Source organism: Bradyrhizobium sp. CCBAU 25360 (assembly GCF_028128695.1).
GTDB lineage: Bacteria > Pseudomonadota > Alphaproteobacteria > Rhizobiales > Xanthobacteraceae > Bradyrhizobium > Bradyrhizobium ottawaense.
Genome location: NZ_LBJA01000038.1, coordinates 33838 through 48300, shown reverse-complemented (window position 1 = coordinate 48300; position 14463 = coordinate 33838). Strand labels below are relative to the sequence as shown.

The 14463-nt window shown below is 59.9% G+C and carries 14 protein-coding genes and 1 tRNA gene; 8 read left to right on the top strand and 7 right to left on the bottom strand.

Features of this window, described 5'->3' with window-relative positions:
• Positions 1–125: 125 nt before the first annotated feature.
• On the bottom strand, positions 126–1502 hold the full coding sequence (locus XH81_RS16190; RefSeq protein ID WP_249155796.1) for a coniferyl aldehyde dehydrogenase: 1377 nt from the start codon (positions 1500–1502) through the stop codon (positions 126–128).
• A 367-nt stretch (positions 1503–1869) separates the two neighbouring features.
• Between XH81_RS16190 and XH81_RS16185 the strand changes: the two genes are divergently transcribed.
• Positions 1870–1946 (top strand) — tRNA-Met (locus XH81_RS16185).
• 162 nt (positions 1947–2108) lie between these two features.
• Here XH81_RS16185 and XH81_RS16180 read toward each other — a convergent pair.
• The 3 genes from XH81_RS16180 to XH81_RS16170 all read right to left on the bottom strand — a co-directional run bounded on the left by XH81_RS16180 (position 2109) and on the right by XH81_RS16170 (position 5218).
• The gene (locus tag XH81_RS16180) at positions 2109–3599 is read right to left on the bottom strand and encodes a recombinase family protein (RefSeq protein ID WP_063615303.1); all 1491 of its coding nucleotides are present in this window, start codon (positions 3597–3599) and stop codon (positions 2109–2111) included.
• A 763-nt stretch (positions 3600–4362) separates the two neighbouring features.
• Positions 4363–4734: a hypothetical protein gene (locus XH81_RS16175; RefSeq protein ID WP_049801952.1), complete on the bottom strand. Its 372-nt coding sequence runs from the start codon at positions 4732–4734 to the stop codon at positions 4363–4365.
• A gap of 292 nt (positions 4735–5026) precedes the next feature.
• Positions 5027–5218, bottom strand: a complete 192-nt coding sequence (locus XH81_RS16170) for a hypothetical protein (RefSeq protein WP_028149236.1) — start codon at positions 5216–5218, stop codon at positions 5027–5029.
• A gap of 859 nt (positions 5219–6077) precedes the next feature.
• Between XH81_RS16170 and XH81_RS16165 the strand changes: the two genes are divergently transcribed.
• The 4 genes from XH81_RS16165 to XH81_RS16150 all read left to right on the top strand — a co-directional run bounded on the left by XH81_RS16165 (position 6078) and on the right by XH81_RS16150 (position 8874).
• The gene (locus XH81_RS16165) at positions 6078–6314 is read left to right on the top strand and encodes a DUF6894 family protein (protein WP_028140622.1); all 237 of its coding nucleotides are present in this window, start codon (positions 6078–6080) and stop codon (positions 6312–6314) included.
• A 343-nt stretch (positions 6315–6657) separates the two neighbouring features.
• Entirely contained in the window at positions 6658–7818 is a 1161-nt protein-coding gene (locus XH81_RS16160; protein ID WP_028140621.1) for a sensor histidine kinase, read from the top strand.
• 331 nt (positions 7819–8149) lie between these two features.
• Positions 8150–8488: a response regulator gene (locus XH81_RS16155; protein WP_256379480.1), complete on the top strand. Its 339-nt coding sequence runs from the start codon at positions 8150–8152 to the stop codon at positions 8486–8488.
• Positions 8489–8676: 188 nt separating this feature from the next.
• On the top strand, positions 8677–8874 hold the full coding sequence (locus XH81_RS16150; protein WP_080670088.1) for a hypothetical protein: 198 nt from the start codon (positions 8677–8679) through the stop codon (positions 8872–8874).
• Between the two features lie 113 nt (positions 8875–8987).
• Here XH81_RS16150 and XH81_RS16145 read toward each other — a convergent pair whose 3' ends face one another.
• A complete protein-coding gene (locus tag XH81_RS16145) occupies positions 8988–9131 on the bottom strand; it encodes a hypothetical protein (protein ID WP_240536492.1) in 144 nt (47 codons plus the stop codon).
• A 1038-nt stretch (positions 9132–10169) separates the two neighbouring features.
• Here XH81_RS16145 and XH81_RS16135 point away from each other — a divergent pair.
• On the top strand, positions 10170–10379 hold the full coding sequence (locus tag XH81_RS16135; RefSeq protein ID WP_014493181.1) for a cold-shock protein: 210 nt from the start codon (positions 10170–10172) through the stop codon (positions 10377–10379).
• Between the two features lie 659 nt (positions 10380–11038).
• On the opposite strand, the gene XH81_RS16130 is transcribed toward XH81_RS16135, so the two are convergent.
• Positions 11039–11263, bottom strand: coding sequence for a hypothetical protein (locus tag XH81_RS16130; protein WP_028149231.1), 225 nt, complete (start codon positions 11261–11263; stop codon positions 11039–11041).
• Positions 11264–11614: 351 nt separating this feature from the next.
• On the bottom strand, positions 11615–11851 hold the full coding sequence (locus tag XH81_RS16125) for a hypothetical protein (RefSeq protein ID WP_049810602.1): 237 nt from the start codon (positions 11849–11851) through the stop codon (positions 11615–11617).
• A 174-nt stretch (positions 11852–12025) separates the two neighbouring features.
• Here XH81_RS16125 and XH81_RS16120 point away from each other — a divergent pair, with 174 nt between their 5' ends.
• On the top strand, positions 12026–13063 hold the full coding sequence (locus XH81_RS16120; protein ID WP_028149230.1) for an alpha/beta fold hydrolase: 1038 nt from the start codon (positions 12026–12028) through the stop codon (positions 13061–13063).
• 178 nt (positions 13064–13241) lie between these two features.
• Positions 13242–14414 (top strand): AI-2E family transporter, encoded by a 1173-nt coding sequence (locus tag XH81_RS16115; protein WP_038944704.1) that lies wholly within the window; start codon positions 13242–13244, stop codon positions 14412–14414.
• The last annotated feature ends 49 nt before the right edge of the window (positions 14415–14463 follow it).

Genomic DNA, 14463 nt, shown 5'->3' with positions numbered 1-14463 from the left:
TGCTTCCCCCATTTCCTTCGTCATTCCGGGGCGCGCCCCTTGGCGCGAGCCCGGAATCCATAACCCCGACTGGTGGATATGGATTCCGGGCTCGACGCTTCGCGTCGCCCCGGAATGACGAGCAACTACGACATGAACCGCATCAATTTCTCCAGCCGCGCGATCTTGCCGCCATAGGGCGGATAGAGGTCGGCGAGGCGGTTGAACTTGGAGCGATAGAACACCGGCTTCAGCTTGCTGAACGTGCGAAAGCCCCATTCGCCGTGATAGGCGCCGGTGCCGGATGCGCCCACGCCGCCCATCGGCTGGTTGATTTGCGTGAAGTGAAACAGGCAGTCGTTGATTGTGACGCCGCCGGAGATGGTGCGCGCCAGCACCTCGTCGCGCGCGGTGCCGTCCTTGCCGAACCAGTACAGCGCCAGCGGCCGGTCGCGATGGTTGATGAAGGCGATGGCATCAGTGGGATCGCGATAGCTGAGAACGGGGAGCACCGGCCCAAAAATCTCCTCCTGCATCGCCGCCATCGCTTCGGTCGCACCGACGATCAGCGTCGGCGGGAATTTGCGATGCGCCTTCCAGTTCGGATCGTCCGCCTTCGCCGGCTGCAGGATTTTTGCGCCGCGCTGCGCCGCGTCCGCGACAAGGCCTTCGAGCCGCGCATAATGCCGGTCCGAGATGATCGAGGTGTAGTCCTTGTTCGAGGGATCGGTGCCGAACATCCGCCGCATCTGGGCGCGCACCTTCTCGGCGAAGGCCTGCAACGAGCGCTCCGGCACCAGCACATAGTCCGGCGCGATGCAGGTCTGCCCGGCATTGAGCAGCTTGCCGTAGGCGATGCGCTCGGCCGCTTCATCGAGGTCGGCCGAGGCATCGATGATCGCAGGCGACTTGCCGCCGAGCTCGAGGGTAACAGGCGTCAGGTTACGCCCCGCGGCCTCCGCGACCAGCCGCCCGACCCGGGTCGAGCCGGTGAATACGAGGTGATCGAACGGCAGGCGCGCAAACGCCTCTGCGATCTCGCCCTCGATGCCGGTGACGAGCAGCTCGGTCGCATCGAATCGCGCGGCGACCGTCTCCTTCAGCAGGCCTGCGAAGTGCGGCGTGAGCTCGCTCGGCTTGATCAGGACGCGGTTGCCGGCGGCGAGCGCGCCGATCGCGGGCGCGAGGGTGAGCTGGAGCGGATAATTCCAGGGCGCGATGATGCCGACGACGCCGAGCGGCTGCGGCATCAGCCGGTTGCGCGCGGGCAGGAATTGCAGCGCGGTCGCGACCCGCTGCGGCGCCATCCAGCTCTTGAGGTGCTTTGTGGCATGCCGGATCTCGGAAAACAGCAGCATAGTCTCGGCGATGGTGGTCTCGACCGCCGAGCGGTGGCCGAAATCGGCCGAGATCGCCTGCCGGAAACGCTCTTCGTTGTCGGCGACCACGGCACGCAGCCGCGCCATCCGGTCGAGCCGCTCGGCAAGGCCGGCCGGCGGCTCGTCCCGCGACCGCGCGACCATGGCGTGGAAGGCCTCCTCCAGCGCTCCGACCGGGGCGCTCGTCAGGGATTTGTCCACGGCGTTCCTCCCTCAAGGGCGCGTTTCGGCCCTCATCTTGTTGCCGCAAGCTGGCCCTTTGTGGAACTTCTGGCAAGAGCACAGGGAACGCAGCCGAAATCGGTCGCTTCCGCTGTCATAAAGTCGAAAAAAACGTTCCCGCGGCCCTTTCCAAAGGCTGCTCGGGTTGGTACATACGCCCCGCACCCGAGGGCTTTGCCCGGGGTTGCCTTCCAAGGAAGCCTTTGGGACGGACGAGAAAGCCACGCGAACAGCGCCGGCCTCAACCGACCGTCCCCGGGATCTGACCGAAGGCAAAGCAAGTGTTTAACGCGGGGTGGAGCAGCCCGGTAGCTCGTCAGGCTCATAACCTGAAGGTCATAGGTTCAAATCCTATCCCCGCAACCACTGATACCGACACTCCCGTAGCCGAGGCTGCGGGAGTTTTGGTTTGTGCCGCCTTTTCCGCGTTACGCGCAGCAGTCCAGCTCAGGATTGTGCCCAAATCACCATGGAGGGTGGCGTCGATTTGGCCGCGCTTGGCACCCGGCCGGAGAACGATGCGTTCGATCAGACCACGAAGAGCTGGGCGGCCTCGGCCCGGTCTTCAGGACGGTTCAAAGCCTCAGTGAGGTGGGCGACCTTCTTGGCGTAGACTTGCGAGGCGCTCGGGAGAATGTCCGGGGTATCGGCAGGAGCTTCGGCGAGCAGGGCAGAGAGCTCGGTTTTGCGAGCCTCCAGCGCATCCATCGCCGCGATCATCGACTGCTGGAACATGCCCTCCTTGATCGCTTCGACCATTCCATGGATTTGCTTTTCTACCTTCGCCAGTTCAGCGCGCCAAGCATCGCCGCGGGCTCGCCGGTCTCGGTTCAGCCGGTTCATCTCCTCAGCATAGGCGCGCATTGCTTCTGCGATGACGTTTGGCGCCAGCAACCGGTCCTTCAGCCCGCCCAATACGCGATGTTCGAGTTCGCTCCGCGCCAAGGTGCGGCCGTTCGAACAGGACCCGTTGCTGACATGTGCCGAGCAGACGAAGCGATCGGCTCCGCGCAGTGAACAGGGGCCATCGCATAAGCCGCAGAGGACAAGTCCCGAGAACAACGACTTTGGGCGACGAGCACTGTTAAGTCGTTTGTTCGAATGGTGCTCGCGGACAGCTACTGTCACATTGATAAATTTTTCGGCGATCTCACTTTGCTTGGCTTTCACCCGATCCCAGAGTTCATCCTCGATGATGCGAAGCTCTGGAACTTTGGTGACGATCCAGTCGGCCTCCGGATTGAGACGCGAGATGCGTTTCCCCGTCGAAGGATTCTTAATGTAATGCAGCCGATTCCAAACGAGGCGTCCCACGTAAAGCTCGTTATTGATGATCCCGGTGCCGCGCTTGACATGGCCCCGGATCGTCGTGTCATTCCACAGCTGGGTCTCAGGGCCGGCTATGCCTTCGGCGTTGAGCTTCACCGCGATCGCTCGCGGACTGATGCCAGCGGCGAAGTCCCGAAAGATGCGCCGGATTACGCCGGCCTGGGCCGGATCGATCTCTCGGTCTCCCCGGATACGATCTCCGCGCTCGTCGAGCCGTTTGATAACGCGGTATCGGTAGCAAAGCCCGCCACCTGACTTTCCACCCTCTACCCGACCTCGCAAACCACGGTGCGTCTTCGCAGCGAGGTCCTTCAGAAATAGAGCATTCATAGTCCCTTTTAGACCGACGTGAAGCTCGGTGATTTCCCCTTCGGCCAAGGTGACGATCGGAACCCCGGCAAAGCGCAGTTGCTTGAACAGGGTCGCCACGTCCGCTTGGTCGCGGCTGATGCGATCGAGCGCCTCAGCGAGCACGATATCGAACGCACGGCTCTGAGCATCCTGCAACAGGGCTTGGATGCCCGGACGAAGGATCATGCTCGCACCGGAAATTCCGGCATCCTTGTAAGAATTGACGATCGTCCACTTCTCACGCATCGCGCGTTCTCTGCAAATACGAAATTGGTCTTCGATCGAGGCGTCACGTTGATTGTCAGACGAGTATCGGGCATAGAGCGCAACTCGCGTCATTGACTTGTCCTTGCATTCCGCTTTGCGCCGGCACATGGCGCCGTGAAGCAAAAAATATCGAATGAACGCGGCATTTATATGCCGTGCACACCCGGATATGTGATGCAAGGAAAGGCTATCGCGGCGCTCTGGAGTGAACTAAAAGACGCTGCGCTGTGTGCGTCTTTGCTCATATCCCATTTGCTGGTACTCGAGAGCTCCATCTACACAATGGCGATGTGCGATGAGCGTCGGCTAAGCCGCGCCTAGATTGTGCTGGTTTCTTTCTCGGGCGAGGCACAAGCTGATCGACGATCTTTGATATCGTCACGGGCCATTTGTCGTCCGATAAGCCGGGCGAGGCGAAGGATTGAGTGCTCGGGAAGGCTTCGCCTGATTGACTGCTTCCGCTATGGTCGGAAGCCTTGAATTTTCGACGCTCTTGATTTTCAACGCTGTGCCTCCGCTGGGCACAGTCAAAACAAAGCTTCCGTGGACTTGAAAGTACGCGAGGACGTCGAGGCGGTCTTCGGATACATCTTCGTATAAGTGGGCCGCTTCGAAGCCGAATCCGCCGGCCTCTTCATGTCAATTCGGACGGGACTCGCAAGGATCGCCTAACAAGCGGGTCAACCTCACCGACACCGCACGAAACCGCGAGACGTCCTGTCCTCGCAACATGCGGCTGAGAGAGGTCCGGCGACATCAGGTGTCCTAGCCCGTCATTGGGCGCGAGCGACCCCACCGCGCCACCAGAATTCACCATGTGCTTCCGGATGGCTCGTCAGGTCTTTGTCGCCGTCTTGGCAATCTCCGTCTCGACGCCGGTCGCGCAAGCCTTGGCGAATGAGTAATCCATGCTCGTGGACGCCACACTCTTCACGAATTCGCTGACGACGTTTTCCCTGGAGTAAGGGCCGGTCGCCTTGAACTTGGCGATAGCTCCATCCGCGGCTGTAAACTGAGCGACGCACAGCGGTACCAGAACCGACATCCTGCCACTGGTCTCCGCCGAGGCGCGCATGATTCTAGCGTTCTCCCCGGTGACCCAACCGCCCCAGGCAAATCCAATCGCCATGGTCGCCACCGCGCCGAAAGCGATTCCTTGAAGGAAGCGGGTCCGCGCCTCGCCTTGTAATATTGCAGGAAGTTTCATGATGGTTGGCCTTCCGTGAGCGCATGAGGACGTGCATCGGCGCTGCTGACGCACGTTGGTAAACCCAATTTTATGATTGCGCCTTCCGATGGCACGTGAGCTGCTACTACGACGATACGCGGCGACTTCGGAGGTCGCTGCTTTCTGGGCAGCTTCAAGGTGAGCATCCGCCAACCTCTAGCCGAACACTATATCCCTGGAGTGACCGTGTAAATGGAGTGACCGTGTAAATGACGATCCGCTCTGGCTCGACTGCAGATCCAGGCCGCGCGACGAGCCGCGGCCGCTTCCCCTAGTCAGACGAGCCGCTTTGCCAGAGCGTCACGGCTACGACGAGCCGAGTGTAATTGGCGTGTCTGAATTCCTCATCCCAACGGATAAGATCGTAAGCGATCTTGTGCGGCGTATAGGCACGGAAGTTGAAGCCAGCCGAGAGATGCCGCGCAGCGGCACCTTCCATGGCCTCCTTGGTGATCTCCGTCATACGGCGCCTTTTTTGCAAACCCGCCGAAAGACCTGCGCTGGACACCTGATCGTGTTCGGCGTCGTTGGCGCGGGGCGTTCGGACGCGCGATCGAGACTGAGTACCTTGAGCCACTGTAAGCACCCACGCTGCTAAACGTGCTTCCGCTCAAGGCCGGGCTCCTTGCTCGGGACCACGCTGCGCTTCCCGGTGGGGAATAGCCAGTGAAATCGGCGCCGCGCTCAAGGCAAGCGTTCACTGGAACCCTAAGCGGCCGGGTTGATTAGCTCAAGAGCGGAACGAAATGGCCTGATGCGCCACCTCGCAGGCATGACTGTCTCCGCCTCTCAGTGTCGCGGCGGCGCGGTTGTCACACTCCAATTGAATGATGTCCAATATGTCTGGGTCGAAAGCGGTTCGTCAGAAGTCACCAGCGGCGACAGGTGAGCAAGGCCGGGTAGTTCGGCTAACGCTTGAGCTTCTCGATCAGGTTGACGCTTGGGCACTCAGCCAGAAGCGAAGGCCCAACCGATCAGAAGCGATACAGCTGCTGGTGAAGACGGCGCTGGACGGCCTGCGTGATCGGTCTATGCGCCAAGCTCCGAAGTCGAAGCGTGAGAGCTCTCGGATCCGGGCAAAGGAGCTGGCCTCTGACGCAATCGACGGGATGGGCGATGCGGATGCGACATCTGAAGACAGGGCAAGCCGGAAGGGGAAACTAATGAAGGGCCCCGAAGAATTTCGCAACGTGCGGCGGGACAGATCGAACAGTTGAGGCTGATCGTGTGACAGGACGACAGCCGTATCGATGTCCGAGTCGTCAGGCAAGCGACACACCGATTGGTGGGACTATATGTGATCCAATTTTCTGGAGCGCTCCATGAATCGGTATTTCTTTGACATCCAAAGTGGTCGCGATTTCTTTGCAGACGAGGAAGGTCTACCCCTTCCCAATCTGAAAGCCGCCGAAGTCAAAGCAATGCAAACCTTGACTGGAATCGCCAAGGAATCCGTCTTCCAAAGCAAGCGGCCGGATTTGGCAGTGGAAGTGCGCTCGAGCACCGAACAGCTGTTCTGCGTTTCGATAGTCCATCGGAACTCGAGCACCACGCATTGAAGCCGGTTCCCAAAGGCCAATAGAGTCCTGCTCGCTTGGATCCGCTACCGATCGATGCATAGGTGCGCCGGTCTTGCCGCGGCGTGAGTGTAGCGATCGCTTTCCGACACACCCACATCCGGCACGGCAAGGGCAAAACGACCGTCGTCCCGAAGGTTCGGCCAAAGTCGAGCGATTCTCCGAAAGTCGCGCGGTTCCTCGCAGGCGAAGTCAGTTGTGACAGCCGCGAAGCCAGTGACTATACTCTAGACTCGGCGCTTCGGAGTGCAGGCACGGCATTCGCGAGCGGAGGGCTTGTGCCTGCTCGATCGAGGGCTCGCGTCATCTACTTGGGGGGGCCGGCTTGAGCAATTCCACTGAGCGGCCAACGTACGAACGCCTGGCTGACTTCATTCGACAGAACCAGGCTCCGATCGTGAAGGAATGGACGGAGTTCGCTCGAACTCTATCACCGGCCAGCGACCGGATGACGAAGTTGGCTCTGGAAGATCATATCGTCGATCTTCTCGGGTTCGTGGCGGACGACCTCGAAACCGCACAAACCCCGCGGGAGCAATTTGATAAATCGCGAGGCGACGGCACGAATGATAGCGCCTTTTCTCAAAGCGCGGCTGAACTCCATGCCGCTCTGCGTCTGGCCGACGGCTTTGACATCGATCAGATGGTGTCGGAATACAGGGCGCTTCGCGCAAGCGTGGTCAAGCAATGGGTTGCCCACCATCGGAGCCTTGCGGACACCGATATCGAGGACTTGACGCGGTTCAACGAAGCGATCGATCAGGCCGTGACCGAGTCGGTTGCCCACTATACGAAGACGATAAACGACTCGCGCAACCTGTTTCTGGGCGTCCTCGGCCACGACCTGCGCAATCCTCTCGGTGCCGTTTCAATGGGCGCTCAGTGGATGGAGCGATCTGGGACAACCGACGCAAAGCAGGCCAGGGTAGTTTCCGAGATCAGGCTGGCGGCCGGGCGGGCGACACAAATTCTGAACGATCTGCTCGATCTCACCCGCTCGTCCTTCGGCACTCAAATCCCCGTCACAAAGACCAACAACGACGTTGCGGCTTTGTGTCAGGAAATCGCGGATGAGTTTCGCGCCGTCAACCCAGATCGGAAACTTGAGGTCACGAAGGAGGGCGATCCGTTGGTTTCCTGCGACCCCGCCCGCCTTGGACAGGTGCTGTCCAACCTGATGGGCAACGCAGTCCATTATGGCGACGCAGCGTCGCCCATCACGGTGACTGTCGCAGGTAACGATCCCGATGCTATGACCATCGAAGTGCACAATCTCGGAACCTCGATCCCGCTTGATGCGCAAAAATCAATCTTCCAATCCTGGACGCGAGGCCAGGAAGTCGGTGACCCGTCGGAGCACAGTACCCACCTTGGCCTTGGCCTCCACATCGCGAAATTGATCGTCGAAGCCCATGGCGGCGAGATCTCTGTGGTATCCAGCGAACAAACAGGCACGCGCTTTTCAATCCGACTGCCGCGCAAATGACCAGTCATGCTTCCTTATGGAAAGGGCTTGCGGCGTCGACGCGCTAACCTTGCGGCGATGATCGGGCAAGGCCGCTGGACGCACATTGCCGAGCGAGGCGAGTGCTGCGGTCATTCGGCGGAAGTCGTGGCGGCGCACGGCGAAACCTCTCGCTAACCGTTAGCCGCATTGGGTCCGCCAGAAAGACTGATCAGAAAAGAAGCGGCCATTCGGAACGCCGGCTGCTGCGATGGCTTAAAGGCGTGACTGCGGGATATCCCGGCCGGTGACGTCTCCTGCATTAGAAAGGACTAATATGCCAGAGCAAAGCTCTCCTCGTGGCAGTTGCGTCTTGGTCGTCGAGGATGAACCAATGCTCCTCTTGATGGCGAACGACCTCGTCGAGGATGCGGGACTGCATCCGCTGCTTGCCGGCAATGCCGATGAGGCCATCAGAATACTCGAAGCCCGACAGGATGTCTGCGTTGTCTTCACAGATGTCAGGATGCCTGGTTCGATGGACGGCGTTGGGCTCGCGGAAGCCGTTCGCGAAAGATGGCCACCGATCAGGCTCCTGATCGTCTCGGGCCATCTCGTCAAAGGTTCTGAGCTGCCCGATGGGGCAAGGTTCTTCCACAAGCCGTACCCGTCGGAGGCGATCATCTCGGCGCTCCGAGAGCTTGCTGCCTGACCGTGAAGAGCGTTGCTTGTCCGGCGCAACAGGTTGCTGAAGGGGCCTTTGGCGCCGCTATGATCAGTATTGACCAGCGCGTCGGACCGTAACTTGCTACTGTCATTGCATCACCGCGCGGCCCTCGGCATCTGTCGGTGACGAGAACGCTGTCGCGCTCCCGCCTTCCCTGGGAAAAGGAGCACGCTATGCAGCGACGCCGTCTCAAGCAGACCACCTCCTTTGAAGAACGCCTTGCCGAACACGGGCGAGTCCTTCGTCAAAAGGCAAAGTCGCTCCCGCCAGGTATCGAGCGGGAACACACAATCCGCAAAGCTCGGCAGGCGGAGACCGGGGCTCAAATCAGCGAATGGCTGTCCACACCCGGATTACCGGCTCCGGAATGAAGGAACGGGAGGGCATCCGGGACGTTCCGCCATATGACCGAGCACAGAAAGCAGCCTGATATTTGGCGGCATCCTGCTGGCGAGCCCTCGCGCTTGCGCACGATATTTGCCGTTCAGTCCCGGTCGTTCGCCTCTTCCTTGATCTCAGGGGGCGTGTGGCCAAGTTCAATTTTTTGAGCCAGTTGGGCACGCTCCTTGTCCGCCGGCTGGTCTTCTCCGCGTACGCGCATGATGCCGTGGCCTGATGGTTTGGTCATGGTGACCTCCTGCTGGACCAAGCCTAGCTTAGCCACAACGTTCCAAATAGGGGGATTGCCCCGACGCCGCGGGTGGGACGGTCGCGTCATCTGGTTGCTTCCGCAATTGGCCGTCGCCGTTATGACGACCTCGCTCTGAACCGTCGCCTCAGCCACTTCCACTTCAGCTCAATCCATCGCAACATGGCGAGGAGAGGCTTTTGCAGGACCGGCATGTCCTGCGCGATGAGAAGAAGCCCAAGGGGGAGCATCCAGAGACCGAAGAGGGGCAAGAAGCTGAAGACGCCCCCGAGAATTAATATCCCCGCGACAATGACACGGATCCAGAATTTGGATGGCTCTCGCAGCCAGCGAATGAAAGTCCCCACTTTCGTGGGCACTCGACGCTCGATCAATGCGAAGTATCTGTTCAGCCCCACTATGACGGAAGCCATGCCAATTCCGATTCGCGCGAGTGTTAAAGCACCGCATCACAAAAATGCTGCTTGGGGAGCCAAACCGACTGGGGGCGGAGTGTTCCTCCGTCCTGGTTGCGCACAGAGGAAAAGGCGGCGAGGTCGCTTGGACATGCAGACCCCAGTGAGGTGCTCTCAACTCGGTGCCCTTGCTTGAGGCGGGGGACGACACGTCACAGGCATCGAGAGATGCCCCATCAAACAAAAGCCGCCGGGCGTTACACCGAACGGCTTTTCTTCGCGGCTCCCAGTCTCCTGGTTCTGCCGCCAGATTCAAACCGTCTTCTCACCCTTTGTTCCCTTCGAGAGTGCGGCTGTCAGCAGATCGGCGGACGGCGCGTGTGCTTGACCCGTAAGGGGCCACTGCCAGCTCCCCTTGTGTTGCAGTAACGCGGGCTCTCCCTCACCACGGCCACTTGCGGAACGAACAAGCAATAGCCATATGGTAATTATCGAGTTTCGGCCGAACGACTTGGCCTCGCCGCTTTCAGCGCGCCTGACTGACGACCTCCCTCCAGATCTCGCTTAGCTTGCTGCGCGCTCGAGCGCGGCTCCGAACACCTGTCCCAAAGGAAGATCACCCATGAATACGGGAACTGTGAAGTGGTTTAACGGCCAAAAAGGCTTCGGCTTCATTCAACCAGACCAAGGAAGCCAAGACGTCTTCGTTCATATCAGCGCGGTTGAACGCGCCGGCATGAGCGGTCTCGATGAAGGACAAAAGGTGTCCTTCGACGTCGTTGCTGACCGCCGGACCGGCAAGTCCGCAGCAGAGAATCTGCGTGTCGCGTAAGCGCGCATAGGATGCCATGCTGCTTTGACCACGGATGTACTGGCAGGGCCCCTGGCTTCGCAAACCCGCGACCGGTTTAACGGCCGCGGGGTTGTTTTTTAGAACGCAAAGAAGATGGCCCTTCGCGCTATGCCGGTTTCCTTCCGCGCTCGTCGCCGTCGGAAATCCAGCTTGAACGAAAAAGTGGCATTTTCCGCCGGCGTTCTCATATAAAATGAATGACAAACTGGCAAAAATCGACAACGCGGCGACGAAGGCTGAACTCCGTCAGATGCTGACAGATGCGGTTCGTAATACCGGAGCGGACTTGCGACCAAAGCCCGTCGTAAGACGTGAGGGCAATGGGCAGCGGCTTGCGCCGATTAGGCTTTGGATAGTCATCGTAGACCGATGGTTCTAAATTTCGGTTGGCGCAGCCAACTGTTTTTCGTGAATTGTGATTCCGAGCAACGGCTCGCGGTGAGCGGCAGCGTGGCGCCTGCGTTAGATAGTTCGCTGTGTCCAGCGGCCGTCTTCGATTGCGCCCCCACTGCATGTCTCCGAGTGCGCCGGCTTTCGCTCCGTAGCGAAGACAACTCGTCACCGTTTGCTCGACGATGCGGCTCTTTGCCGAGCAAGGCCCTTTCCGCTCCGATGAGCATCCTCGGAGAGTTGATTTCTCAGCCCAATAAGGTTCGGGCGGTTGTCACGGCGTCATAAATTTCGATCCGGAGCATCGGGTAGGTCGATTTAAGTGCGCGACCCGACGACTCGGCGGCTTCCGCGGTATCAAACCTTGACTTGAAGTGCCCGTCGACAACGATCGCAAATCCTTCCATCGGCAGTCTATCAGCGCGTGGTGCTCTCGGCTCGGGCTCTTCAGATGAGTGAACAGGCATTTTCATATGAACTCCCATTGTGCAGCGAAAGCATGGCAGGCGGCGCCTCAAAGACCGACAGCATGCCAGCAAAAGAACCTAATCGCGGCATCAGGCGCTGGCAGCCAAGTTGTGTCTCGGAGCGCAGGCAGAGGCGGGACAAGCTTGCCCTCGCCACGTTCTGACAGGAACAACTCTCCCATCGTGGGATTGTCATATTGGTCTATGGCGCGATACCTGACCCCTCAGCTTGCGTCATCCACCCGGGATGGCTCATCGTCGGACGCGCGTCTTGCGATGAGCCGGTTCTCGGAAGGTGCCTGAGTTGGTCTTTCAGGTTCATTCCGCGACCGCTACGAAGAGGGCAAAGTCGCGGGCCTATTCGGCGGGCTTCTCTTTGTGCCGAGACGGAGTGCCCCGATTTTCGTCAGTCTGCTCCGCGTCACCGGGCGTTTTTCCCGCCATATTTCCCGGATTGTAATGGTACTTACCTTTCGGATTTTCACCGGGCTGCTTCTCATCCGGGTTTTTGTTGTTTGCCATCGATCCAGTCGCTTTCTCGGTAAGAGTAACAATGTTGAACAAGACCAACGTCGACATGTTCCATGCCATCATTTATTGCCTTCAGCGCTGGGCTGATCAGTCGGAGTAATCTTGAACCGGCGAGAGCGACAACGAGGCGCTCCAAGTTGCGTTTGGAACGAAGACTCGGCGGCGACCGTTGAGGATGAGCCTGCAACATTTCTCAATTTGCCTGAGTCATCGTGCATGCCACCTGAGGTACTGCACATGGCATCCCCGCGAACACGCTCCCTCTCGCTCCGGTCCGACTACACCACGGCCTTGCGGCGACATCCCGCGCTTATGGCATTTGCTGGGGCGGCTTCCCTTCTCGGCGCCATAGCGATCGTAAATGGGCGAGTCGCCAAGAAAGCGGAACGCGATAACCCGCCTCGTGGGCAGTTCCTGGAGATCGATGGCGTCCGACTGCACTACGTGGAACGTGGCAATGGGCGTCCGCTTGTGCTCCTGCACGGCAACGGCAGCATGATCCAGGATTTTGAATCAAGCGGCCTGATCGATCTCGCGGCCAACAGGTTTCGGGTGATCGTATTCGACCGCCCCGGATTTGGACACAGCTCGCGGCCACGAAACGTGATCTGGACCCCGGAAGCACAGGCAGACCTGTTCAGAAAGGCACTTGATCGTCTGAGCGTTCAGCGGGCGATCGTGCTTGGACATTCATGGGGTGCGGCGGTCGCTCTTGCGTTGGCGACAAGACATTCGTCATTTGTCGAAGCCTTGGTGCTGGCGTCGGGATACTATTTTCCAACCGTTCGTGCTGACGCGGCGGCATCTTCGATGTCAGCGATACCCGGCATCGGCGATGCCATCAGTCACACCATCTCGCCGATCGTCAGCCGCCTCTTGTGGCCTTCCATGTTGCGCAAGATGTTCGGTCCGCGGCCAGTCCCTGACAAGTTCGTCGGCTTCCCCAAGGAATTGGCGTTGCGACCGTCACAGATGCGTGCCAGCGCGGCGGAGGCAACGTTGATGATCCCCGCCGCATTTGCCTCGTCCAAGACCTACGACCAACTTAGGATGCCCATCATCATCATCGCCGGCGATGATGATCGCCTCATCGACATCAACAAGCAATCGGTCAGACTTCACGGCGAAGTCACTCACAGCAAGCTGCACCGCGTCGCTGGGGCAGGGCACATGATCCAACAGTCTGCCACGGCTCGGTTGCTGGCGGCCATCGATGAAGCCGCTGCCGAGACCGAGATTGGCGGGAATGCGCCGCATCGGTTCGCGAGCGCCTAGGAACGCTCCGGCGGGGCCACGTGTTCTCCTTATTCTTCAGTTGGCGAAGAGGCCCGCCGCGGCCGAACCGTCCAGCCGGACCGACTGCTTATCCGGCTAGAGGCTCCTGCAGCCGCATCGCGCCCTTCCGACCGGTGCGAAGCTGACTCAGCGGGTTGGGGCAGGCCCCTGGATCGGGATGGAGAAAAGCGTCGTGGTCTCGCTGTCAAAGTTGCCGCATGAGCCCCCCTGGTCCCCAGGGCAGAATGTCGGCGTACCGGAACCGGTTGCCTCGCCACCGCAGGCGGCCGACGATATCGAAATGCCGCTGCCGTCCAGCCCGCAGACGTTCTTTCTCGGTAGTCTGCTAACACTGGCCGTGCTCGCAGCCATCCATGTGGCAAGCTCGATCATATTGCCCGTGGTGCTCGCCTTCGTGCTGCAGCTCATTCTGCACCCCGTCGTGCATCTGCTTGAGCGTATAGGTCTTCCGCGTGCCATAGGAGCACTCTTGGCGATCCTGGTGGTCGTCGGAGCGCTCGTGGGCTTCGTGGCAGCCTTGTCGCTACCGGCAGCGTCTTGGGCGGAGAAATTGCCGGAGGGCCTGCCTCGCCTCGAAACTCATCTGGTCGTTCTAAAGCGCCCGATCGAAGCGCTGCAGAAAGTCATCCAGCAGGCCGAGCACGTCGCTGACGCTCCCGAGAAAAAGGGAGCCACGGTTTCGGTCCGCAGCGATCTCGGCCTGACCGGCGCGCTCTTCGCTGGAACGCGGGCTGTCATCGACGGCCTGTTCACCACGGTTCTGGTGCTCTACTTTCTCCTGGTCGCAGGCGACGTTTTTCTGCGACGTATCGTCGAGGTCCTCCCAAGTTTTCGCGACAAGAGGCAGGCGGTGGACATCTCCCAGCAGATCGAAGCGGACATATCTGCCTATCTGCTCACAATCACTACCATGAACGCTGCGGTGGGAGCTGCAACGGCGGTTGCGATGTATTTCTGCGGGCTTGGAGACCCCTTGTTGTGGGGAGCCGCGGCCTTCCTGCTCAACTACGTTCCGATTCTGGGCCCACTGTTAGGCACCGTCATCTTCCTCCTGGCCGGAATGTTGAGCTTCGACAGCTTGTGGTGGGCCTTGCTGCCGCCGGCCCTCTACTTCTGCATCCACCTCGCCGAAGGCGAAACCCTGACACCCATGTTGCTTGCCCGACGCTTCACGCTGAACCCGGTGCTGGTCATCCTGTCGCTGGTGTTCTGGTTCTGGATGTGGGGCGTGCCTGGCGCGATCCTGGCTGTTCCGATGCTGGCCATCCTCAAGATCGTCAGCGATCGCGTGCGTCCGCTAAGAGCTTTGGGGCACGTCCTCGAAGGCTAGTCCGGTGTCGCTCTTGGGAGAAGATTGAGGACCGCGCCGTCGGAAGGCG